We start from the raw sequence: 20216 nt of genomic DNA on the forward strand, positions 1-20216 counted from the left end.
CCCCGTCCCCCCTGCTCAAGGAGCCCATCACCCATGTCCCGCACCGCCACGTCCCACCGCAACCGCACCCGTCTGGCCGCCCTCGCCGCCGTCACCACCGGCCTCGGCCTGACCGCCTTCGGCCTGCCGAGCCTCGCCTTCGGCGCCGGCGCGCCCACCTCCGTCAGCTACGACACCGGCTCCCTCGACTGGGGCGTCAAGGCCAGCTTCCGCACCTACGTCACCGGCCCGGCGGGCGGCGGCAGCATCGAACTGACCGGCGGCGCAACCCTCAACACGGACGGCACCTACCACTTCAACCTGGCCTCCGCCGGCTACGACCCGACGACCCACTCCCTGAACGCGGCCTTCGACGGCGGCGTCCGCTTCCTCGCCCACGGCGGCGCACTCGACGTGGCCCTCAGCGACCTGCGCATCACCACCAGCGGCACCACCGGCACCCTCACCGCCGACACCGCCTCCAAGGAGACCGTCGGTGCCCCCGCCCCGACGCTCCGCCAGGACGTCCCGCTGGCCACCTTCACCGTCGCCCGCGACACCACCAACGGCACCCCCACCCCCGCCAAGCTCACCGAGGCCGGTGCCAAGGCCTTCGCCGGCTTCTACCAGCCCGGCGCCGAACTCGACCCGCTGTCCGTCCTCCTGAAGCAGTCCCCCGCATCCCCCTCCCCCTCGCCCACCCCGACCACCGAACCCTCCACCCAGCCCACCACCGAACCCACCACCGAACCCTCCACTCAGCCCACCACCGAGCCGTCGACCCGGCCCACCACTTCGCCGTCCCCCTCTCCCTCCACCTCCCCGTCCCCCTCCACCCCGCCCAGCACCGAACTCGCCATCGCCGACGGCCGCTTGGAGTGGGGCGTCAAGGAGGGCTTCCGCACCTACGTCACCGGTCCGATCGCGGCCGGCAAGGTGCAGTTCGACGGCGGCGCGAGCGACTACCGCTTCGGATCGGCCACCGGCAGCTACCGCACCGACTCCCACGCCCTGACGGCCGACTTCGCGGGCTCGGTCCGCTTCCTCGGCCACCAGTCCGCCGACGGCCACTACGAGTTGGACACCCGGCTCTCCCGCCTGGGCATCCGGGTGGACGGCTCCGGCGCGTACCTGGTCGCCGATGTCGCGGCCGCCACCCGTGGCGGCGGTGCGCCGGTCGCCCTCAGCGGGGTGCGCCTCGCCGAACTCGACCTCTCCAAGGCCGACTTCAGGCCCGTCGACGGTGTGGTGACGCTCCGCCAGGTCCCGGCCAGGCTCACCGCCGCCGGCGCACCCGCCTTCGGCACCTACCCGGCCGGCGAGACCCTCGACGCCCTCACCGTCACCCTCGCCTTCGACCGCAACGCCACCCTCCCCACCCCCACCTCGACCCCCACCTCGGGCACCACCACGACCGACACCACCCCCACCCTCACCACCTCCTCCACCACCGACGGCGAACTCGCCTTCACCGGCGGCGGCAACTCCCTCCCCCTCCTCGCCACCGCCGCCGGCCTCGTCCTCCTCGGCGGCGCCACCACCGTCCTGGTCCGCCGCCGCACCACCGACTGACCACCCCACCGGCCCCGGGCGGCCCCCAACCCCCGCCCGGGCCCCTACTGACCACACCGCAGCCCTCCGGTCCCGAACTCTGCCCGGCCGGCCCGGATCACGATTCGGACGATCGGCCCTGCTGACGGGCCGCCCCGGCATACCCTCTGCCAAAGCATTCGGCAGAACGATCGGGCGGTAATCAGTGGCAGTTGTCGACAGCCGACGCGTACAGACGGCCGTCATCGGTGGCCCGGACTCGGACCGGCCTGTCATCGTCCCGGAGCAGCCGCACAATCTGGACGAGTTCCGACGCCACTACGGCACCGACGGGTTCTGGTGCGGCACGCAACTCGGCGGCTGTGGCGAGAAGTTGATGACCAAGCGGTACGAGCACAAGGTCTGCCACTTCTCCCACTTCCCGGACCACGACGGCACCAAGCCGGCCTGCCACCGCAGCTCGACCGGTGCCGAGAGCGCCGACCATCTGTTCATCAAGCGCGATGTGAAAGCCTGGCTGGCCGATCAGGGGCATCTGGCCCAGGCCGACCTGTGCAGCCTCGGGCACGGGTCCTGGGACGCCGTCGACTTCTGGCTGCGCGCCACCGGGCAGCACCTGCGCTTCGCGCTCCGTCCCGGCGACTACCGGAACTGGCGGCAGGCCGTCGAGAGCCTCGGCGCGAAGACCGGCCGGGTCGAATGGGTCTTCGGTCATGGCGGCGCCGTGATGGACGACATGGTGGCACGGCGCGGCTACGCCCTGCGGGTCCGTTGCGAGACGCAGGGAAGCGACCGCCGTGTCCTGATCGGCCTGGTAACCGACGGCACCGCTGCTGTCCAATGGGTGCCGTTGGAGTCCTGTCGGATGACCGTCGACGGCCTCGTCCACCCGGCGCTGGACGCCCTGCGGAGCAACGTACACGTCCGCGCCGCAGGAGAGACACCGTTCCCGGCGACCCTGCCGCTCCGGGACACCGGCATCGTCTTCGCGGTGGACCCGGCCTCGGCTCCCCCCGCCCCGCCACACCTGGTCGTACCCGGCCGCTACCTGGTCGCAGTGTTCGCGAAGGCACCCGCCGGCCGGATTGTGCGCGCGTACGTCTCGTTGGCGGAGGCCGTGCCGGTTCCCACCGAGCACTTCGTCTATCGACTCAGCGGCACGGCCCGGCTACTGGTGGACGACTTCGACGGCTCCGGAGGGAGTGGCGGCTGGGCCATCCACACCGACGGCCTCACAGCCCTGAACGGGTTGGACGCCGAACGGACCGGCCTGTGGCGCCCCGAGGTCGCCCTGGAGGATCCGGCCTCAGCCGATCCGCCGACTCCGGCCGCGAAGGACGTGCCACCCCTGGCCGGGACCGGGCCCGACAGTGCCCCGCGCAGCCCGCTCGCGGAGCTCCTGCGAGGGGCACTGATCGAGGTCGCCCGCGAGGGCAGAAGCACGTCGTGGGAGGAGCTTTCCGGGCGGATCGCGTTCGATCTGTCGCATATGCCGGACCCGAAACGACGCTCCCTGCTGGTCGAGGTCGACCAGCCTCTCCTTCCGCAGCAAGCCCCGCTCTGTGTCCTGGTGAAGAGCCGATCCGGCCGCGTTCTCCCCTACCTTCCCACCGTGCTGCGCCAGTTGGACGCCAGTGCGCCGGTGGCGGAGACCGCCTTCCGACGGTGGTGCGAGCGGGCTGTCCGTGAGGTCCACACCCGGTATAGCCCCGCGTCGGCCTCGACGCCCATACGACGCGCCCGGCTCGATGCGGAGGAACCGCCGACGGTCCAGGAGCTGCGGCGGGCGCTGAGCGAGGCCCTAGCCCTGCGGCCGCGTACCGAAGGCCGGCGGGCGAAGCGGCTGGCCGCCGCGATCCCGAAGGCGGAACGGCAGCTGCGGGACTTCGAGACGGCCCGCGCCAGGGGAGTTGTCGCGCTTCCCCATTCCGGCGTCCTGGACGAACTCACCCGGGTGCTCGGCCACGCCGTCCCGGCGACGCCGACGGCCGCCGCCCGCAGCAGTGCCGACCGGGCGACGAGGACCGCGGCCACCGCCCGGCCCGAACGCACCGCCGCGGCGACGGACGCCTCCAAGACCGCAAATGTCGCCGGCCCGGCCCGCGATGCCGGGACGAAGCATGCCGCCGCGGCAGGGCCCACCGATGTCCCTCCCGCCCGCCGGACGGATCCGCCCTCGCCCGTCCACGCCGCCCTCGCGGCCGGACTGGCGCACCGCTTCGCCGAGGCCAGGGCCGCCGACGACCTGTCCGCCGCGGCCGGCATCCGTGAGGAGCTGGCGCACGCCCTCGGTATGCCCGGGCTGCCGCGCCAGACTGCGAAGACCCTCCGGCGGCTGGCCGGGGACCTGCACCAGTGGATCGCCTCGCGTGAGACGGACGACGTCCTGCTCCGCATCCGCGCCCTGTTGGAGAGTGCCCGCCGAGCCGCCGAGAACGGGGACCGGCTCGCCCGGCGCAGCGCTCTGGCCCATGCCAGGATCCTGCGGCGCAAGGTCGTCGGCGGTGTCCCGCAGGATCTTCAGGAGCTGTTCGAACTCTGCTCCCGGACGACGATCGAGGAGAGGCCCGGCAGGACGGCGGCGGGCCACGCCCTTCCGGAGGCCACGCTCGTCGAACTCGCCGGGTTCGTCGGACCTGTCCTGCGGGACGTCGCCCGGCACCAGTCGACCATCACCTGGTCAGGCATCAGCCGCCGCCTGGAGCGCGAACTCCCGCGCCTCCAGGGCCCCGACCAGCGTGACCTGCTCACCAGGATCGACGCCTCCACGCCGGCCGACGAGCCGCTGCTGTCCGCCCTGGTCGTGACGACCGAGCACACCCCGCTTCCCATCTACCGCGAGGTCGCAGCGAGGCTCGGCAGAGAACTACCGCGCGTACCGGACGGGCTTCACCAGCACTGGCAGATGGACGTCCTGCGACTGCACTCGCTGTGGCGTCACCGCCGCGCACAGACCCGCTAGCGTTCGGCGGCCAGCACCGCGAGTTCGCGGAGGCGGGTGAAGTACTCGCTCGCCTCCGGGTCGTCGGCGAGGGCGGGGAGGATGCGGTGGAGGGTGGCGATGCCGTGGCGGAGGGCTTCGCGGCGGCGGTGGTCGAGGGGGCCGGTGAGGGCGGAGGACACGCAGCCGGCGAGGTGGCTGTCGAGCAGGACGAGGTCGTCGCCGACCGGGGGCTGCCGGTAGCAGCTGCGCGGGAAGGGCAGGGTGAGGAAGTCCTGCCACAGGCGGGCGAGCCGGTCGGGGTGCGTGTCGCTCATGGCGTCGATGATGCCCGAGCGAACGGCTGCCGCGTCACCCCGTCCCGGCCCGCGGGCAGCAGGCAGCGGTCAGGCCCGACGGCTCAGGCCCGACGGCTCAGGCCCGACGGCTCAGGCCCGACGGCTCAGGCCTGGCGGCCCGCCGGGTGGCGTTCGGCGAGTTCGGCGAATATCGCGCCGTTGAGGCCGAAGGCCGCCTTGCACTCCGCGGCGACGCGCTCCCGCTCCGCTGCGTCCAGCAGTTCGCCCGCGGCGTCCAGCTTGGCGCGGTAGTCGCGCTTGAACGCGGCGGGGTTGTCGATCTCCTCGAAGACGTAGAACCGGACGCCGTCGCCCTTGCGGGCCAGGCCGAAGGTACGTTCGGCGACGCCGCGGATGATCTGGCCGCCGGACAGGTCGCCGAGGTAGCGGGTGTAGTGGTGGGCCAGGTAGCCGGCCGGCCAGTCGGTGGCGAGGGTGTGGATGCGTTCGGCGCAGGCCGCGGTGGCGGGCAGCGGGGTGAGGGTGTCGCGCCAGTGCGGGCCGGCCAGGTGGTCGAGGTCGCGTTCGATGGCGGCGGTGCGCAGCAGAGCGCGATCGGTGAGCGGTCCGGTGACGGGGTGCCGGGCGAGGGTGTCGAGGTGGGCTTCGAGGGCGCGGTAGACGTACCGGAGTTGGGCGGTGAGGTCGGTGTAGGCCTGGATGCCGAGCCGCCCCCCGAGCAGGTCGCTCATGAAGGAGGACTGTTCGGCCGCCTGGTGTTCCTCGGCGCTGGCGGTGCGCAGTTGGACGGAGAACGGGGCGGTGACGGGGGCGTGGACGGGCATGGTGGGGCCTCCAGAGATCGAGTACCCCGATTATTTAGGTAAGGCTTGCCTTAGTCAAACCTCTTGCCGACGCCGCGTCGGAAACCCCGCACACCGTCAATTCGCTCGCTCGCCGACGCCCCACCTGCTTGGATGCCTGGCATGAACAGTTCATTCGACGAGCTTCTCGCCGAGGCCGAGGCCGCCCCGGTCGACGGCTGGGACTTCTCCTGGCTGGACGGCCGGGCCACCGAGCAGCGCCCCTCCTGGGGGTACCGGCGGCTGCTGGGCGAGCGGCTGTCGGGGGCGTCGGCCGCACTGGACGTGCAGACCGGCGGCGGCGAGGTGCTCGCGGGCGCGGCCGCCCGCGCGGCGGGCTTCCCGCGCACCATGGTCGCCACCGAGGGCTGGCCGCCGAACGCGGCCCGGGCGACCCGCCTGCTGCACCCGCTCGGCGCGGTGCTGGCGGCCGTCCCGGAGGACGCCCCGCTGCCGTTCGCGGACGGCGCGTTCGACCTGGTGACGAGCCGTCACCCGGCGGTCGTGCACTGGGCGGAGATCGCCCGGGTGCTGGCGCCGGACGGCAGCTACGTCGCGCAGCACGTCGGCGGGCGCACCAACGTCGAGCTGAGCGCGTTCTTCCTCGGCCCGTTCGAGCCGGCCGACGCCCGCGAGCACGAGGTGGAGGCGGCGCAGGCGCGGGCGGCGGGGCTGGAGGTGGTGCAGTGCCGCAACGAGCGGCTGCGGCTGGAGTTCTTCGACGTCGGCGCGGTCGCGTGGTTCCTGCGCAAGGTGATCTGGACGGTGCCGGACTTCTCGGTGGACCGCTACCGCGAGCGCCTGCGCGAGCTGCACGAACTGATCGGCCGGGAGGGCGTGTTCGTCTCCACCATGTCCCGCACTCTGATCGAGGCCCGCAAGCCCGCCGCCTGAAGCGTCAGCGCACGAACCACCGCACGGGGTGGCCGGCGGGGCCGGTGGTGAGCCAGCTGCCGTCGCCGAGCGGCTCCAGGTCGTAGGGGTGCTCGCCGTGGGTGGCGAACTCGCCGAGGACCCGGCCGTCGTGGGCGTCGACCCGGTAGGTCCGGAACCACTCCTCCTCGTCCTCGGTCTCGCCGACCAGGACCAGCAACAGGGTGTCCGCGTCGAGGTAGCCGCCGCTCCATTCCACCACGGCCTCCCGCTCCTCGGCGTCGGGGCCGAAGTCGCCGAGGGCGACGGTGAGTCGGACCTCGCCGTCGGCCAGCGCCAGCACGGTCGCGTCGTCCTGCCCGTGGTCGACGGTCAGCAGGTGGCGACCGTCGGGCGACAGGCCGATCGCGCACCGGTCGTCCCAGGGCAGGCGCTCCACCCGCAGGCCGTCCTCGGTCAGCGTGCCCCGGTGGACGGTGGTGCCGTCCTGGCCCTCGCCGACGCCGAGCAGCATCGCGCCGCCGCCCGCGTCCACCCACTGCTCGCCGCCGTGGCCGGCGGTCTCCAGGTCGGCCTGCCCGAGCAGCGCACCGGTGGCCGCGTCCAGCACCGCCCACCGGTCGGCGTCGGCCCGCCCGGCCATCGCGTCCGGTTGGTAGACCCAGACGGTCCGACCGTCAGGTGCCACCACGCAGTTGGGCGTGTGGTTCCACGCCCCGCCCTGCGCCGGCTCGAACGCGTAGCGCCACAGCTGCTCGCCGGCGGGGTCCACGCACACCACGGCGTCCGAGGTCGCGTAGTACGCCCGGGCGAGGTCGGCGGGCACCGCGCGGCTCACCGGCTCGTCGCCGGCGACCGGCCGGAACACGGCGACGGGCGCCAGCTCGACCGAACCCGCGCCCGAGTCTGTACTCGCACCCGCACTCGCGCCCGAGCCCGGGGCGGCGGCGGGAGTGGCGGTGTCGGGCCGGTAGGCGCAGATCTCGCCGTCCACCATGCGCGTGACGACGGGACGCTGCTGCGAAAGGTCGCTCATGGCGGGGACGTTAGCGCGCGCCTCCGACAGCGCCGCGCTCCCCGCCGATCGACGGGGTGCCGGACCGTCACCTTCCGCCCGCAGAACGATCTTCCGCGCCGGCTCCTCCTCCCGGCGACGGATGCCGCGCGGACGGCGCAGCCGTGAAGCTGACCTGCGACGAACCCCTGTCCGAACGTCAGAGCGTTTGTCGAAGGAGAATCGTGTGAAGAGTTACCGATCCGCACTGCGGCTGGCCGCGTCCGTGCTGGCAGGTGTGTCGGTGTTCGCCCTCGCGCCCGCGGCCGGAGCGGCCACCACGGCGCAGGCCGCCACCACGCCGGGCGCCACCACGCCGGGCGGGCCCGGTTCCGTGCCGGTGCCGCAGCGGTCCGTCCTCCAGCAGGGCCTGGACGCGCTGACCGACCGCGCGGGCGCCACCGGCGCGATCGCCGAGGTGCGCGACCACGGGCGGGCGGTGTGGCGCGGCACGTCCGGCGTCGCGAGCCTGTCCACCCGTCAACCTGCCCCGGTGAACGGGGAGTTCCGGGCGGGCAGCATCACCAAGATCTTCGTCGCCACCGTGGTGCTCCAGCTCGTGGCGGAGCACCGCCTCGGCCTCGACGACCCGATCGAGCGGCACCTGCCGGGCCTGGTCCCGAACGGCGACGCCATCACGGTCCGTCAGGTGATGAACCACACCGCCGGGCTGTTCGACTTCCTGGAGGACCCGCGGTTCGCCTACGAGTCGGACGACGCGCTGCGCCGGCTGCTCGCCGTGGACCGGTGGAAGACCCTCGCGCCCCGCGACCTGATCGCCGTCGGCGTCTCGCACGAGCCGTACTTCGCGCCGGGCGGCGGCTGGCACTACTCGAACACCGACTACCTGGTGCTGGGCGAACTGGTGCGTCAGGTCACCGGCAACGACTGGCGCACGGAGGTCGACCACCGCGTCCTCCAGCCGCTGGGCCTGCGCCACACCTTCCTGCCGGGCACCTCGACCACCGTCCCGGGACCGCACAGCCACGGCTACCTGCCGCTGCCGGACGGCCCGGCCGACATCACCGAGCTGAACCCGTCGATGGGCGGCGCGGCCGGCGAGTTGATCTCCACCACGGACGACCTGGCCCGCTTCGACGCGGCGCTGCTCGGCGGCCGGCTGCTGCCACCGGCGCAGCTCGCCGAGATGACGACCACGGTGGCGGCGGACGAGCAGCCGCCGACCCGCTACGGCCTGGGCCTGATGCAGCTGCGGCTTTCGTGCGGCGAGGTCTGGGGCCACCCGGGCGGGATCTACGGCTACGTCACGTACCTGTTCGGCGACCGCTCCGGCACCCGCCAGATCGCGATCTCGGCGAACCCGTACGACCCGCAGAAGGGCGCCGAGTTGACCCCGACGGTCATCGACCTGATCGACCGGACCTTCTGCGGCCCGAAGCCCACCTCCTGACCCGACCGCAGTGACGGAGGCCCCCCGCTCCCCGTCCGAGCGGGGCGGCCGCCTCTCACTGCCGGGGCTTCTCGGCCGTCACCACGTGCAGGGTGACGGTGGCCAGGAACGGTCCGCGCGCGAGGTGGTCGAGGAACTCCTCGGCCTGTGCGGCCGTCAAGTACCCTGCGGCGACCGCCCGTTCGGTGTTGCGCTGGAGCCCGAGCAGCTGGTCGGCGGCCCGCACCTCGCGGTACACCGAGGTGACGGGCACGACCGCGCGCACCTCGAAGCCCGACTCCCCGAGGAGGCGCGGCAGTTGGCGTCCGATCACCGGGTTGCGGACGATCCGGTCGGCGAGGTGCCTGGTCCAGGCGCGGGCGATGCCGAGGTCGGGGTGGTCGACGGCCAGGGTGTCCCAGTCGGGTTCGGCGACGGCCAGCCGCCCGCCGGGGCGCAGCACCCGGTGGGCCTCGGCGAGGGCCCGGGGGACGTCGGCGAGGTGTTGCAGCAGCCGGTCGGTGCGGATCCGGTCCGCGCTGTCGGCGGCCAGCGGCAGGGCGTGCACGTCGGCGCGCAGGACCGAGGCCGGCGTGGTCGCGGCGGCCTGCCGGACCATCGCCGGGTCGTGGTCGATGCCGAGGACGCGGCCGCGGGCGGTGACGGCGCGGGTCAGGGCGTCCAGGTCGGTGCCGGGGCCGCAGCCCCAGTCGAGCACGAGCTGTCCGGGGCGGGCGTCCAGGGCGTCCAGCAGGGTCTGCTTGTAGGCGCGGACCTGGTCGGTGGCGGCGAGCCGTTCCTGGTAGGCGATCCGGTCGGGGACGACGGTCTCGAAGAGCCGTTCGGCGACCTCGGCGAGTGCGCCCAACTCCCGTGTCAGCGTGGCCCGTCCGTCATCGGTGAGCCGGATCGGGCGGCGTCGGCCGTCGCCGTCCAGGTAGGCGATCAGGCCTTTGTCGCGCAGCCGGGCGAGGGCGCTGGAGAGGCTGCCGCGGCCGAGCCGGGCGCCGGTGGTCCGCTCGATGGCGGTGTTGACGGCGTACCCGTGCAGCGGGCCGTCGGCGAGTGCGTTCAGCACCAGCATCTGGGCGTCGTTGGTGCGCACCTGGCTCCCGTTCCGGTTCCCGATAACACGCGGCGCGTGCTATTCATGGTCCAGTATGCACCGCCGCCCACCGACCCTCGAAGGGCCGTCACATGCGCCTCGCCGCACCGCTGTACGCGCTGTACACCCGCCGCCTGCGCCGCCGCCTGGCCGGCGCCGAACTGCCCCGCCACATCGGCCTGATCATGGACGGCAACCGCCGCTGGGCCCGCGAACGCGGCCTGGCGGACACCCGTCTCGGCCACCGCTTCGGCGCGCAGCACGTGGGCTCGGTGCTGGGCTGGTGCGAGGCGCTGGGGGTGCGGCACGTGACGGTGTTCGTGTGCTCGGCGGAGAACCTGCAGCGGCGCGGCGACGACGAGATCGGCTACCTGATGCGGGTGATCGAGGAGGTCCTGACCGCCCACCTGACCGTCCCCCGCCCGCGCTGGCAGGTGCACCTGGCGGGCGACCTGGACACCCTGCCGGACTCCACGGCCCGCGCCCTGAAGCACGCGGCGGAGGCGACCGCGGACTGCCCGACGGGCGCCCAGCTGACCCTCGCGGTCGGCTACGGCGGTCGGCAGGAACTCGTGGACGCGGTACGGGACTTGCTGCACGAGGAGGCGGACGCCGGCCGCTCGGTCCGGGAGATCGCGGACGCGCTGACCGCCGAGTCCGTCGCCCGCCACCTGTACACCGCGGGCCGGCCGGACCCGGACCTGGTGATCCGCACCAGCGGCGAGCAGCGGATGTCCAACTTCCTGCTCTGGCAGAGCGCCTACGCGGAGCTGTACTTCTGCGAGGCCTACTGGCCGGCCTTCCGCGAGCTGGACTTCCTGCGCGCGGTCCGCGCCTACGCGGCCCGCCGCCGCCGCTACGGCGCCTGACGGCGAACGCCCTCGGCCCCGACAGCGGACCCCGGGGATCAGGCGTCGCGCAGCATGCAGGTCAGGCGGCAGCTGCTGATGCGCTTCCCGGTCTCGTCGCTGATGGCGATCTCGTAGGTGGCTGCGGTCCGGCCCCGGAAGACGGCGGTCGCGACGCCGGTGACGTGGCCGGAGGTGGCCGGCCGGTGGTGGGTGGCGTTGAGGTCGACGCCGACCGCGTACCGGCCGGGCCCGGCGTGGAGGGCTGCGCCGATCGAGCCGAGGGACTCCGCGAGCGCCGCCGAGGCGCCGCCGTGCAGCAGGCCGTACGGCTGCTCGTTGCCCTCGACCGGCATGACGCCCACGACCCGGTCCGGGGTGGCTTCGAGGATGCGGATGCCGAGCCGTTCGGCGAGGTGGCCGAGCGGGATGAGGCCGGGGTCGGCACCGGGGCCGGCGAGGCGGTCGACGAGGTCCTGGGACGGGTTGAACGGGAGCGTCTGGCCTGTCATGGCGTTCCTTTCGGCAGGGGCGGGTACGGCCGGCGGGTCTCGGAGGGCTCGTGCGCGCCGGTCCTCCCGACGGGCCGCCAGGATGCCCCGAAAGCCGCGGGGCAATTGCTTCAGGACTGTAGCTACAGTTGTGTAGCTTTCACAAGGCGGCACGATAGGCTGGTGCCATGGCTCGCCCCCGCACACCCGCGAAGCGCCCGTACGCCCCGCGGATGGCCCCCGCCGAACGGCGGGAGCAACTCCTGGACACGGCACTGGAGATCATCAACCGCGACGGCGTGGCAGCCGTGTCGGTGGATGCCGTCGCCAAAGCCGCCCAGGTCACCCGGCCCGTGGTCTACGGGCAGTTCACCGACGCGGACCACCTGCTGCGCGCCCTGCTCGAACGCGAGGGCCGGCGGGCCCAGGCCCAGATGGCGGCCACGCTGCCGGACGACCTGAACGGAGCGGACCCGGTCGAGGTCTTCACCGGCGTCGCCCGCGGCTACTACGACGCGGTGGTCGGCGCCCCGAGCCGCTGGCGCGCGATCCTGCTCCCGGTGGACGGTACGCCACCCGCCGTGCGCAGGTACAAGGAGCGCAGCGACGCGCTGGTCCGGGAGCAGTTCGCCCAGGCGATCCGCTGGTTCCTCCGCGACTCCCCCGACGCCGCCGACCTCGACGTCGAGCTGCTGATCCGCGTTCTGCTGGCGGCACTTGAGGAGGGCGGCCGACTCGTCCTCGGCGACCCCGACCACTACCCGCCCGAACGCCTCACCGCGATGGCCCGGTTCCTCGCCGAGACCTTCCTGCACCGCTTCCCGCACACCGCACCCTGAACCCGACGGGCCCGCCGGCGCCGCTACGGGCGTCCGACGGGCGTCAGGGGTGCGGGGATCAGGCGGGCTTGACGCCCGGGTTGCCGGCCTCGGTGACGAAGGAGGCGGCGGTGAGCAGCGTGCCGTCGGGGCGGGTGATGTGGCTGACGGCGCGGTAGTCGGCGCGGGCCTGGTGCCGGTCGAGGGTGACCACGGTGTAGCCGCGCCGCCCGTCGTAGAACTTCATGTGCGGGTTGGCGGCGGTCAGGGTGGCCCAGTTGGACGGGTGGGCCTCGCCGTCGCCGTCGCTGCTGATCGAGGTGCCGACGAACTCGACGCCGACGGTACGGGAGTTCGGGTCGTCGAAGTCGCGCTTGACGTCGAGCGCGTAGGCGACGTGGACGTCGCCGGTGAGCAGCACCAGGTTCTTGACGCCGGCCTGCTCGACGGCGGTCAGGAAGCGCTCGCGGGCGGCCGGGTAGCCGTCCCAGGCGTCCATCGACAGCTTGGAACTGGCGGCGGTGGTGTTCTTGCGGCGGGAGAACACCACCTGCTGCGGCACCACGTTCCACACCGCCTTGGAGCGGCGCAGGCCGTCGGCGAACCAGCGTTCCTGGGCGGCGCCCATCAGGGTGCGCTTCGGGTCCGCGGACTCGGGGGTGGGGTACTGCCAGCCGTCGCCGTTGGCCTGGTCGTCGCGGTACTGGCGGGTGTCGAGGATGTCGAACTGCGCCAACTGCCCGTACTGGAACCGGCGGTAGAGGGTCAGCTCGGTGCCGTTGGGCTTGGGCATCCGCAGCGGCTGGTTCTCCCAGTAGGCGCGGTAGGCGGCGGCCCGGCGGGCGACGAACGGCGCCGGGTCCTGGTTCTTCTCGGGGATGCCGTTGGCGTAGTTGTTCTCGACCTCGTGGTCGTCCCAGGTGACGTACCAGGGGTGGGCGGCGTGCGCGGCCTGCAGGTCGGGGTCGGTCTTGTACAGCGAGTACCGCAGCCGGTAGTCCTCCAGCGTGGTGGTCTCGTGGCCGAGCGCGGCGGGCAGCACCCGGTCGGTGTACCGGCGGTCGCCGCCGACGGAGTCGATCCCGTACTCGTAGATGTAGTCGCCGACGTGGAACACCGCGTCCAGGTCCTCGTCGGCGAGGTGGCGGTAGGCGGTGAAGTAGCCGTCCTCGTACGCCTGGCAGGACACCAGCCCGATCTTCGTGCTGTCCAGCTTGCGGCCGTGCGAGGGCGCGGTGCGGGTGCGGGCGACGGGGCTGCTCCACTGGCCGACGGTGAACCGGTACCAGTAGGCGCGGCCCGCCTCCAGGCCGTCCACGTCCACGTGCACCGACCAGTTGAACTCGGCGTGCGCCCGCGCGGTGCCGCGCCGCTCGACGCGGCGGAACCGCTCGTCCCGGGCGACCTCCCAGCCGACCCGGATGTTCCCGGCCGGCGGCAGTCCGACGCCCGGCTCCAGCGGGCGCGGCGCGAGCCGGGTCCACAGCACCACCGCGTCCGGCAGCGGATCACCGGAGGCGACGCCGAGGGTGAACGGGTTCTCGGTGAGGGTGCGCGGCGCGAGTTCGTTCGCCTCCGCGTGCGCGCTCGGCAGGTTGACGCCGAACGCGAGCGCGGCGGCGGCCGAGGTGACGGTCAGGAACCGTCGGCGGTCGAGTCGGGCCGCGGCGGCACGCAACTGCTGGTCGGGCGTGGGACGGTGGGCACTGCTGCTCATCGGACGGGCGCCTTTCGCTGAATGGGCCGGTGTGCGAAGCACATCCGATCCGTTCAGGTGGTCCGCCCGTGGTCATCGCCCCGGCAAACGAATGATCATCTGATGGCAAAATCGTGAAGGCCGCTGTTTCACTGGTCGACGGTGAACACCACGGCCCGCCCGTCCTCGGCCGCGCGCCGGTAGAACTCCTGCAGCTCCGGCAGGAAGCCCACCGTGTACCCGAGGTCCTCCTCGCCCCGGGCCCCCTCGTAGTCCTCGAAATCCAGCTCCGCGTACCGCTGGCGCAGTCGTCCCTCGTCGACCTGCTCCAGCGCCGCCGCCACCGCCCGTACCTCGCCCGGGTCCACGTAGCAGACCACGTAGTCCTCGCCGTCGTACAGCGGCCGCCCGCCCAGAATGACGTGCGACAGCGGGAACTCCCCGTTCCCGAACTCCAGCCGCCCGTCCGTCAGACACCGGTGCAGCGCGTCCCACGCCTTGTCCACCTCGCACACCCAGGGCTCGGTCCAGGCCTCCTCCACCTCCCCCACCAGCGCCAGCACGTCCTCATCCCCGCCGCACGCCGCCAACCGCTCCCGCTCGCCCTCCGTCAACGCGAACAGCACACCCCGACACGCCATCCCGGCGCCTCCTCTCCGTCCCGCACACCCAAGCACCCGGCGCTGACATCCCGTCGGCCCGACAGCGGGTTCAGACGCTGGCGACGGTGGCGCCTGCCGCTTCGAGTGCGGCGATCTCGTCGGCGGGGGCGGCGGTGTCGGTGACGACGGTGTGCAGGAGTCCGACAGGGCCGACGTGGGCGAAGGCGGTACGGCCGAGCTTGCCGCTGTCGGCGGCCACGATCGTCCGGCGGGCGGCGGCCATGGCGGCCTTCTTCACGGTGGCGTCGTCGAGGTCGTAGGCGGTCAGCCCGTCGGCGGCGCTGAGGCCGCAGCAGCCGAGGACGACGGTGTCGAAGCGCAGGGCGGAGATCGAGGCGAGGGCGAGGGGGCCGGTCAGCGCGCCTTCGGTGGCGCGCGGCTGCCCGCCGGGAACGAGCAGGGTGGCCGGTCCGGGAGCGTCGCCGAAGACGTGGACCGCCGGCAGCGACAGCGGCATCACGGTGACGGGGCGCTCGCGCAGCAGGCGGGCGACCTCCACGCAGGTGGTGCCGCTGTCGAGAAGCACGGTCTCGCCGTCGGCGACGAGAGCGCAGACCGCGGCGGCGATGCGGCGCTTGGCGTCGACGGCCTCGCGGGCGCGCAGCGCGAACGGCGGTTCCTCACCGCGCAGCAGCAGGGTGCGCGCGCCACCGCGAAAGCGTTCCAGGGCTCCCTGGGCGGCGAGCGCGTCGAGGTCGCGCCGGACGGTCATCTCGGACGCGCCGGTGAGCTCGGCGAGTTCGAGGACGGTGGCGCTGCCCGCGTCCCGGACGGCCTGGGCGATCAGGGTGTGGCGCTCCGCGGTGTTCATACCGAGATTGAACCGCACCCCGCAACGCACAGACAAACTGTTCGATGGATGGGCTTTCGAACACTTAGAATGTTCATTATGGTCGATGGCATGAAACGCTCGCTCCAGGCCGCACGCGTCGCGACCTACGTCTATTTCGTCCTGTGCGGCACCCTGATGGGCGCCTGGGTGGTGCACATCCCCGCCGTCGAGACCCGGGTCGGCATCGGCCACGCCGCGCTCGGCGGCCTGCTGGTGCTGCTCGGCCTCGGCGCGTTCGCCGGCATGCGGGTGGCCGGCCGGCTGACCGACCGCCTCGGCGCCCGCACCGTCGTCCCCGCCTCCGGCGCCGTGTGCGCCGCGTCGCTGGTGCTGCCCGGCCTCGCGCCGAACCCGTGGACGCTGGCCGGCGCTCTGGTGGTCTTCGGGTTCGCCAACGGCTGCCTGGACGTGAGCATGAACGCTCACGCCGTCCACGTGGAGAAGGCCTACGGACGGCCCGTCATGTCCGGCTTCCACGCCACGTTCTCGGTCGGCGGCGTGATCGCCGCGCTGGCCGCCGCCGCGGCCGGCGCCGCCGGCCTGGGCCCGGCCGCCACCCTCGCCGTCCTCGGCGCCGCCGGCCTCGTCGTCGCGCTGCTGACCGCGCGCAGCCTGCTGCCCGGCACCGCGCCTTCCGGCGACGACGCGCCCGCGACCGAGGCCCCGGTGCCCGCCGCCGGGAACGGCGCCAGCCGGCAGATCCGGGTGCTCGCCGTACTGGCCCTGCTGGTCATGCTGTGCGAGGGCGCGGCCAACGACTGGAGCGCCCTGCACCTCAAGGACGTCCTCGGCGCGCCCGCCGGCACCGCCGCATTCGCCTACGGCACCTACGCCGCCGCGATGACCACCGGACGCCTGCTCACCGACCGGATCGTGACCCGCTACGGCTCCATGGCCGTCCTGCGTCACGGCGCGCTCACCGCCGCCGTCGGCATCACCCTCGTCGCGCTGACCCCCTGGGTGTGGGCGGCCTTCGCCGGATGGGCGCTGTTCGGCCTCGGGCTGTCCGGCTGCGTCCCCCAACTGTTCAGCGCCGCCGGCCACGCCGACCCCGCCGCCGCCGGGGCCAACGTCTCCCGCGTCGCCGGACTCGGCTACCTCGGCATGCTCGCCGGCCCCGCCGTCATCGGCTGGCTCACCCGCCTCACCGCCCTCCACCACGCCTTCCTGCTGCTCACCCTGATGTGCGCGGCCACCGCCGCCACCGCCGGCATCCTGCACACCACCCCCACCCCCGGCACCGACCCCCACCCCACTCCGACGCCGGCCGGCAGCACCCACTGACCGTCCGCACCGCCCGGGCCGGGGCCGCGGCGCCGCCGTCGACACCTCGCCTCAGGCCCCGGCGTGCAGCACCGCCTCCGCGATCTCCCGCACCCGCTCCATCGAGATCCCGCTGCGCTGCTCGACCGCCAACGGGTGGTCGGTCGGCTCCGGTTCGACGGAATCCTGGATCGACCGACATGAGGCGCGAGCCTATCCCCGGTCGACGAACTCCCCCACGTCCGCCGCCAGCGCGGCCATTTGCTCCCCGCCCTCCAGCCACGTCGTCACCGACGCCTCCCAGCCGCGCTGCGCCGTCCGCCACGGGCGCAGCACCCAGGTCAGGCCGACGTGGCCGCCGGAACGGAACACCGCGCGGACCGTCAGGTCCCGGTCCGGCGTCCGCCAGTCCCGCTCGCCCTCCCAGCCGCGGAAGTCGTCCGCCAGTCCCGCCAGGAACGCCGCGAGCCCGTCGGTCGCCCCCACCCAGCCGACCACCCCGTCCAGCCGCGCGGCCAGCCCGGGCGCCGACAGCTCCACCGCGAACCGGACCGCGCCCGCCTCCGGCCCCGCCCGGTCCACCAGCCGCACCCCGACGCCCGCCGCATCCGCACACCGCACCGCCACCACGCCCTGCACGTCCACTCCTTCGCCGGCCCTGCTCATGTGCCCGAGACCTCGTCCAGTCGCGCGACCGCCTCGGCCGGCAGCTCCAGGGTGAACCCCGCCAGGTTGTCGACGAGTTGACCGACCGTACGCGGCCCGAGAATCACCGACGTGACGCCGCTCCGCCGCCGGAGCCACGCCAGCGCAACGGCGGTGGACGTCGCCCCCAGGGCCGCAGCGACGTCGGCGACCTCCTCGGCGATGCCCAGGTTCCGCCCGGTGAGCAGGCTACCGGCCCACGCCCGCGCGAGCGGTGACGGCGAGCCCAGCAGCCGCCCGATCCGCGACGAGCCGTCAGGCGCCGTGCCGCGCGCGTACCGTCCGGCGAGGACTCCCCCGCCGAGCGGCGACCAGGCCAGCACACCCGGACCGTGACGGGACGACGTCGGAAGGCCGTGACGGCCCCCGCCCCGGAGGGCGGCCCCGGTATCACCGGTACGGCATGCCCCTGCCGGGCAGGTCGCCGGTCGAGCGCCGATCGCTCCCGCCGGCCACCTCGCCGCGCCGCCGCACCCGACTCGTACCGCCGCGCCCCGGGTTGTGCTGCCGCCGCGCCCCGGGTTGTGTCACCGTCCGGTCATGATCACGCAACAGCCGCCGCCCCGCCGCCACTTCCCCCGTACGCTCCCCGCATGAGCCTGTCAGTTGCTGATGTCGCCGCCGCCGGTGCGGCCTGGGTGTGGATGCCGGACGACGCCGAGGTCGTCGCCGATCCGGAGTTCACCATGCTCCGGCTGCCCGACTACGTCGCCTTCGACCTCTCCGTCGTGTCCTTCACCCCGACTCGCCCGCTGCCTCGGGTCGTTGACGCCGTGGTGGCCCGGGCCCGGGCCTTCGAGGTGCCCACGCTCGACTGGCAGGTGCTGCTCGGCGACCCGCCGGGCCTGGGCGCCGAACTGGCGGCGCGCGGCGGCCGGGTGAAGCTCGAACTGGAGATCCTCGCCGCCGACTTGAGCGACGGCGGACCGGCCCTCCGCCCGCCGACAGTGGACGTCGACCTCCGCTGGGCCACGGACACCGCGACCGCCCGCGACGGGCTCGCGATCGAGGCCGCCGGCTTCCGCGGCGAACTCCCGCCCGCCGAACGGATCGAGGCGGTCGCGGCCCGGAACGCGGAGACCGTCCCGGCCGGCCGCGGCGGCCTGCTCGTCGCCTACGTGGACGGTGAGCCCGTCGGCACCGGCGGCGTCGCGGTCGTCGACGGCGTCGCCCGCCTCTCCGGCGGCGTGGTCGCCCCGCCCTGGCGCGGCCGCGGGGTGTACCGCGCCGTGCTCGGCGGCCGGCTGTCCTACGCGGTGACGCACGGCGCGACGATGGCCCTGGTCAAGGCGAACCCGACCACCTCCGGCCCGATCCTGCGCAAGGCCGGCTTCACGTCCTTCGGCCCGGAGCCGGTGTACGCCGTCCCCCTGCGCGCATAGCCGCCCGCACGCGCCCTCAGAGTCGTGTCGCCCGCAGCACTCCCGTCAGCATCGGCACCACGAACTCGCCGCCCGCCGTCTCCGGCCGGCCCGCCAGGTAGTCCCGGGCCTGCGCCAACCGCGCCTGCCGCTCGGGCTCCGGCATGACCAGCAGGCCCGCCTTGGTACCGAGCGTGGCCACCAGCGACTCGGCGGTCCGGCGCTGCCCGTGCGGGAATTCGGCCTGCCCGGCCGCACCGAACCGGGCGGGCCCGCCGGACGGCGGCAGGTGCATCGCGGCCGTCGCGGCGCGCCAGCTCACGGGCACGTCGCGCGGACCGATCGCCTCGCTCCCGCCGACCTCGGCGAGCCCGGCCACCCAGGGGACGCCGTCGTCGAACAGGTTCCACAGCCCGGCCAGCACACCGCCGGGCGCGAGCACCCGGGCGATCTCCGGCCCGGCCGCGTCCATGTCGAACCAGTGCATCGCGTTGCCGGACACCACTGCGTCAACTGCCCCGTCCGGCAAGGGAATCGACTCCGCACTGCCCGTCAGCGCCCGGACCCCCGGCAGCTCCCGGCGCAGCTCGGCCAGCATCGCCGGGTCGGGTTCGACGGCCACCACCTCGACCCCCGCCGCGAGCAGGCACCCGGTGAGCTTGCCCGTCCCGGCCCCGAGGTCCAACACCCGTCGGCCGGGCGCGAGTTCGAGCGCCCACCGGACGGCTTCCGGCGCGTAGTCGGGCCGGTGCGCGGCGTACGCCCGGGCGGACGCGCCGAACGACGAACCGTGCCTCGCCCGCTCGTTCTCCTCCCCGGGCCGGGTCACCGCGTCCGCCCCGACGCGCCGGGCCGGGGGACGCCGTCCACCGGCGCCACGACCACCGGCTGCCTGCTGCGGATCAGCGGCAGCATCGACGAGCTGCTCGGCCGGAACTCGACCGTGGCCCCACCCGCGACTCTCGCCGCCACACTGCCCAACACTCCCATCCGCCGAGCGTGACAGCACCCGCCCGGACCGCGCCACGCAATTTCGAACTGCCGTCCGGAAACTCTGGCGAACGGCGCGCCGCACACGGAAGAATGCGCGCCGGGGAACGGCCCGTCCGGGGCCAGCCACTGTTCTATGGAGTGTTCGCCGTGAAGCGTCCCGCCCTGGTTCTCGCCGCCGTCATGTTCGCCGCCACCGGGGCCTTGACCGCCTGCGGCACCACCCACGTCACCGACGCCGGCTCGGGTTCGGGCCCGGCCCCGGCCCCGAAGGCCCAGAGCTCCGAGTCGGCCCCGCCGCAGCACTGGCAGCGCAACCCCGCCAGCATGGACCAGAAGCTCCCCGACGTCTCGAAGCTCTGCACGGACGCGCCCGCCGGGCAGGCCGGCACGACCCCGGTCAACGGCGGGAACTGCGGCTGAGCAGGCACCGCCCACCGGAACGAGGCTTCGGCTCCAGGACTTCGGCTCCGGGGCTTCGGCTCCGGGGCTGAAGCCTCGTCCCGTGCCACCCGC

General features: G+C 73.9%; 21 protein-coding genes and 1 pseudogene. 9 read left to right on the forward strand and 13 right to left on the reverse strand.

Translation table 11 applies throughout. The annotated features are described in order from the left end of the window. Nucleotides 1-33 precede the first annotated feature (33 nt). Together ACFV4P_RS12225 and ACFV4P_RS12230 are read left to right on the forward strand one after the other, a co-directional pair. Entirely contained in the window at nt 34-1551 is a 1518-nt protein-coding gene (locus ACFV4P_RS12225) for an HtaA domain-containing protein (protein WP_380470089.1), read from the forward strand. Between the two features lie 184 nt (nt 1552-1735). Next, on the forward strand, nt 1736-4492 hold the full coding sequence (locus tag ACFV4P_RS12230) for a competence protein CoiA family protein (RefSeq protein WP_380470091.1): 2757 nt from the start codon (nt 1736-1738) through the stop codon (nt 4490-4492). Here the strand turns inward: ACFV4P_RS12230 and ACFV4P_RS12235 are convergent. After that, the gene (locus tag ACFV4P_RS12235; RefSeq protein WP_380470093.1) at nt 4489-4788 is read right to left on the reverse strand and encodes a hypothetical protein; all 300 of its coding nucleotides are present in this window, start codon (nt 4786-4788) and stop codon (nt 4489-4491) included. The two genes, ACFV4P_RS12230 and ACFV4P_RS12235, sit on opposite strands and share 4 nt — an antisense overlap. 125 nt (nt 4789-4913) lie before the next feature. After that, a complete protein-coding gene (locus ACFV4P_RS12240; RefSeq protein ID WP_380470095.1) occupies nt 4914-5594 on the reverse strand; it encodes a heme oxygenase (biliverdin-producing) in 681 nt (226 codons plus the stop codon). A 141-nt stretch (nt 5595-5735) separates the two neighbouring features. Here ACFV4P_RS12240 and ACFV4P_RS12245 point away from each other — a divergent pair, with 141 nt between their 5' ends. Continuing rightward, entirely contained in the window at nt 5736-6506 is a 771-nt protein-coding gene (locus ACFV4P_RS12245; protein ID WP_380470097.1) for a methyltransferase domain-containing protein, read from the forward strand. A gap of 4 nt (nt 6507-6510) precedes the next feature. Here ACFV4P_RS12245 and ACFV4P_RS12250 read toward each other — a convergent pair whose 3' ends face one another. Next, nucleotides 6511-7521, reverse strand: coding sequence for a hypothetical protein (locus ACFV4P_RS12250; protein WP_380470099.1), 1011 nt, complete (start codon nt 7519-7521; stop codon nt 6511-6513). Nucleotides 7522-7726: 205 nt separating this feature from the next. Between ACFV4P_RS12250 and ACFV4P_RS12255 the strand changes: the two genes are divergently transcribed. Then, nucleotides 7727-8950 carry a serine hydrolase domain-containing protein gene (locus ACFV4P_RS12255; RefSeq protein ID WP_380470101.1) on the forward strand — a complete coding sequence of 408 codons (1224 nt, stop codon included), beginning with the start codon at nt 7727-7729 and terminating at the stop codon, nt 8948-8950. Nucleotides 8951-9005: 55 nt separating this feature from the next. Here the strand turns inward: ACFV4P_RS12255 and ACFV4P_RS12260 are convergent, their stop codons facing one another. Further along, complete coding sequence (locus ACFV4P_RS12260; protein WP_380470103.1) at nt 9006-10034, reverse strand: methyltransferase domain-containing protein; 1029 nt, start codon at nt 10032-10034, stop codon at nt 9006-9008. A 92-nt stretch (nt 10035-10126) separates the two neighbouring features. On the opposite strand from ACFV4P_RS12260, the gene uppS reads away from it, so the two are divergent. Then, nucleotides 10127-10903, forward strand: coding sequence for a polyprenyl diphosphate synthase (gene uppS / locus ACFV4P_RS12265; protein ID WP_380470105.1), 777 nt, complete (start codon nt 10127-10129; stop codon nt 10901-10903). Nucleotides 10904-10941: 38 nt separating this feature from the next. On the opposite strand, the gene ACFV4P_RS12270 is transcribed toward uppS, so the two are convergent. Further along, a complete protein-coding gene (locus tag ACFV4P_RS12270) occupies nt 10942-11394 on the reverse strand; it encodes a PaaI family thioesterase (protein ID WP_380470107.1) in 453 nt (150 codons plus the stop codon). A 167-nt stretch (nt 11395-11561) separates the two neighbouring features. On the opposite strand from ACFV4P_RS12270, the gene ACFV4P_RS12275 reads away from it, so the two are divergent. Continuing rightward, nucleotides 11562-12212 (forward strand): TetR/AcrR family transcriptional regulator, encoded by a 651-nt coding sequence (locus ACFV4P_RS12275; RefSeq protein ID WP_380470110.1) that lies wholly within the window; start codon nt 11562-11564, stop codon nt 12210-12212. Between the two features lie 58 nt (nt 12213-12270). On the opposite strand, the gene ACFV4P_RS12280 is transcribed toward ACFV4P_RS12275, so the two are convergent. The 3 genes from ACFV4P_RS12280 to ACFV4P_RS12290 form a co-directional block, all read right to left on the reverse strand. After that, nucleotides 12271-13908, reverse strand: coding sequence for an alkaline phosphatase D family protein (locus tag ACFV4P_RS12280; protein ID WP_380470112.1), 1638 nt, complete (start codon nt 13906-13908; stop codon nt 12271-12273). Between the two features lie 128 nt (nt 13909-14036). Next, nucleotides 14037-14528, reverse strand: a complete 492-nt coding sequence (locus ACFV4P_RS12285; protein ID WP_380470114.1) for a YfbM family protein — start codon at nt 14526-14528, stop codon at nt 14037-14039. A gap of 70 nt (nt 14529-14598) precedes the next feature. Continuing rightward, nucleotides 14599-15360, reverse strand: coding sequence for a DeoR/GlpR family DNA-binding transcription regulator (locus ACFV4P_RS12290; protein ID WP_380470116.1), 762 nt, complete (start codon nt 15358-15360; stop codon nt 14599-14601). A gap of 90 nt (nt 15361-15450) precedes the next feature. Between ACFV4P_RS12290 and ACFV4P_RS12295 the strand changes: the two genes are divergently transcribed. Next, the gene (locus tag ACFV4P_RS12295; RefSeq protein ID WP_380470118.1) at nt 15451-16665 is read left to right on the forward strand and encodes an MFS transporter; all 1215 of its coding nucleotides are present in this window, start codon (nt 15451-15453) and stop codon (nt 16663-16665) included. A gap of 51 nt (nt 16666-16716) precedes the next feature. Here the strand turns inward: ACFV4P_RS12295 and ACFV4P_RS12300 are convergent. The 3 genes and pseudogenes from ACFV4P_RS12300 to ACFV4P_RS12310 form a co-directional block, all read right to left on the reverse strand. Then, nucleotides 16717-16824 (reverse strand): annotated as a pseudogene (locus ACFV4P_RS12300) (DUF2199 domain-containing protein); the annotation flags it as partial. Nucleotides 16825-16857: 33 nt separating this feature from the next. Further along, entirely contained in the window at nt 16858-17310 is a 453-nt protein-coding gene (locus tag ACFV4P_RS12305) for a DUF6228 family protein (RefSeq protein ID WP_380470120.1), read from the reverse strand. Beyond that, nucleotides 17307-17789 (reverse strand): aldo/keto reductase, encoded by a 483-nt coding sequence (locus ACFV4P_RS12310; protein WP_380470751.1) that lies wholly within the window; start codon nt 17787-17789, stop codon nt 17307-17309. The genes ACFV4P_RS12305 and ACFV4P_RS12310 overlap by 4 nt, the downstream gene beginning before the upstream one ends. Before the next feature lie 153 nt (nt 17790-17942). Here ACFV4P_RS12310 and ACFV4P_RS12315 point away from each other — a divergent pair, with 153 nt between their 5' ends. Beyond that, nucleotides 17943-18731: a GNAT family N-acetyltransferase gene (locus ACFV4P_RS12315; RefSeq protein ID WP_380470122.1), complete on the forward strand. Its 789-nt coding sequence runs from the start codon at nt 17943-17945 to the stop codon at nt 18729-18731. Nucleotides 18732-18747: 16 nt separating this feature from the next. Here ACFV4P_RS12315 and ACFV4P_RS12320 read toward each other — a convergent pair whose 3' ends face one another. Continuing rightward, nucleotides 18748-19539 (reverse strand): class I SAM-dependent methyltransferase, encoded by a 792-nt coding sequence (locus ACFV4P_RS12320; RefSeq protein WP_380470124.1) that lies wholly within the window; start codon nt 19537-19539, stop codon nt 18748-18750. After that, nucleotides 19536-19700 carry a hypothetical protein gene (locus tag ACFV4P_RS12325; RefSeq protein ID WP_380470126.1) on the reverse strand — a complete coding sequence of 55 codons (165 nt, stop codon included), beginning with the start codon at nt 19698-19700 and terminating at the stop codon, nt 19536-19538. The genes ACFV4P_RS12320 and ACFV4P_RS12325 overlap by 4 nt, the downstream gene beginning before the upstream one ends. A 150-nt stretch (nt 19701-19850) precedes the next feature. Between ACFV4P_RS12325 and ACFV4P_RS12330 the strand changes: the two genes are divergently transcribed. Then, complete coding sequence (locus ACFV4P_RS12330; RefSeq protein ID WP_380470128.1) at nt 19851-20123, forward strand: hypothetical protein; 273 nt, start codon at nt 19851-19853, stop codon at nt 20121-20123. Nucleotides 20124-20216 lie beyond the last annotated feature (93 nt).

Origin of the sequence: Kitasatospora sp. NPDC059795, from assembly GCF_042732175.1 — a bacterium.
Taxonomy (GTDB): Bacteria; Actinomycetota; Actinomycetes; order Streptomycetales; family Streptomycetaceae; genus Kitasatospora.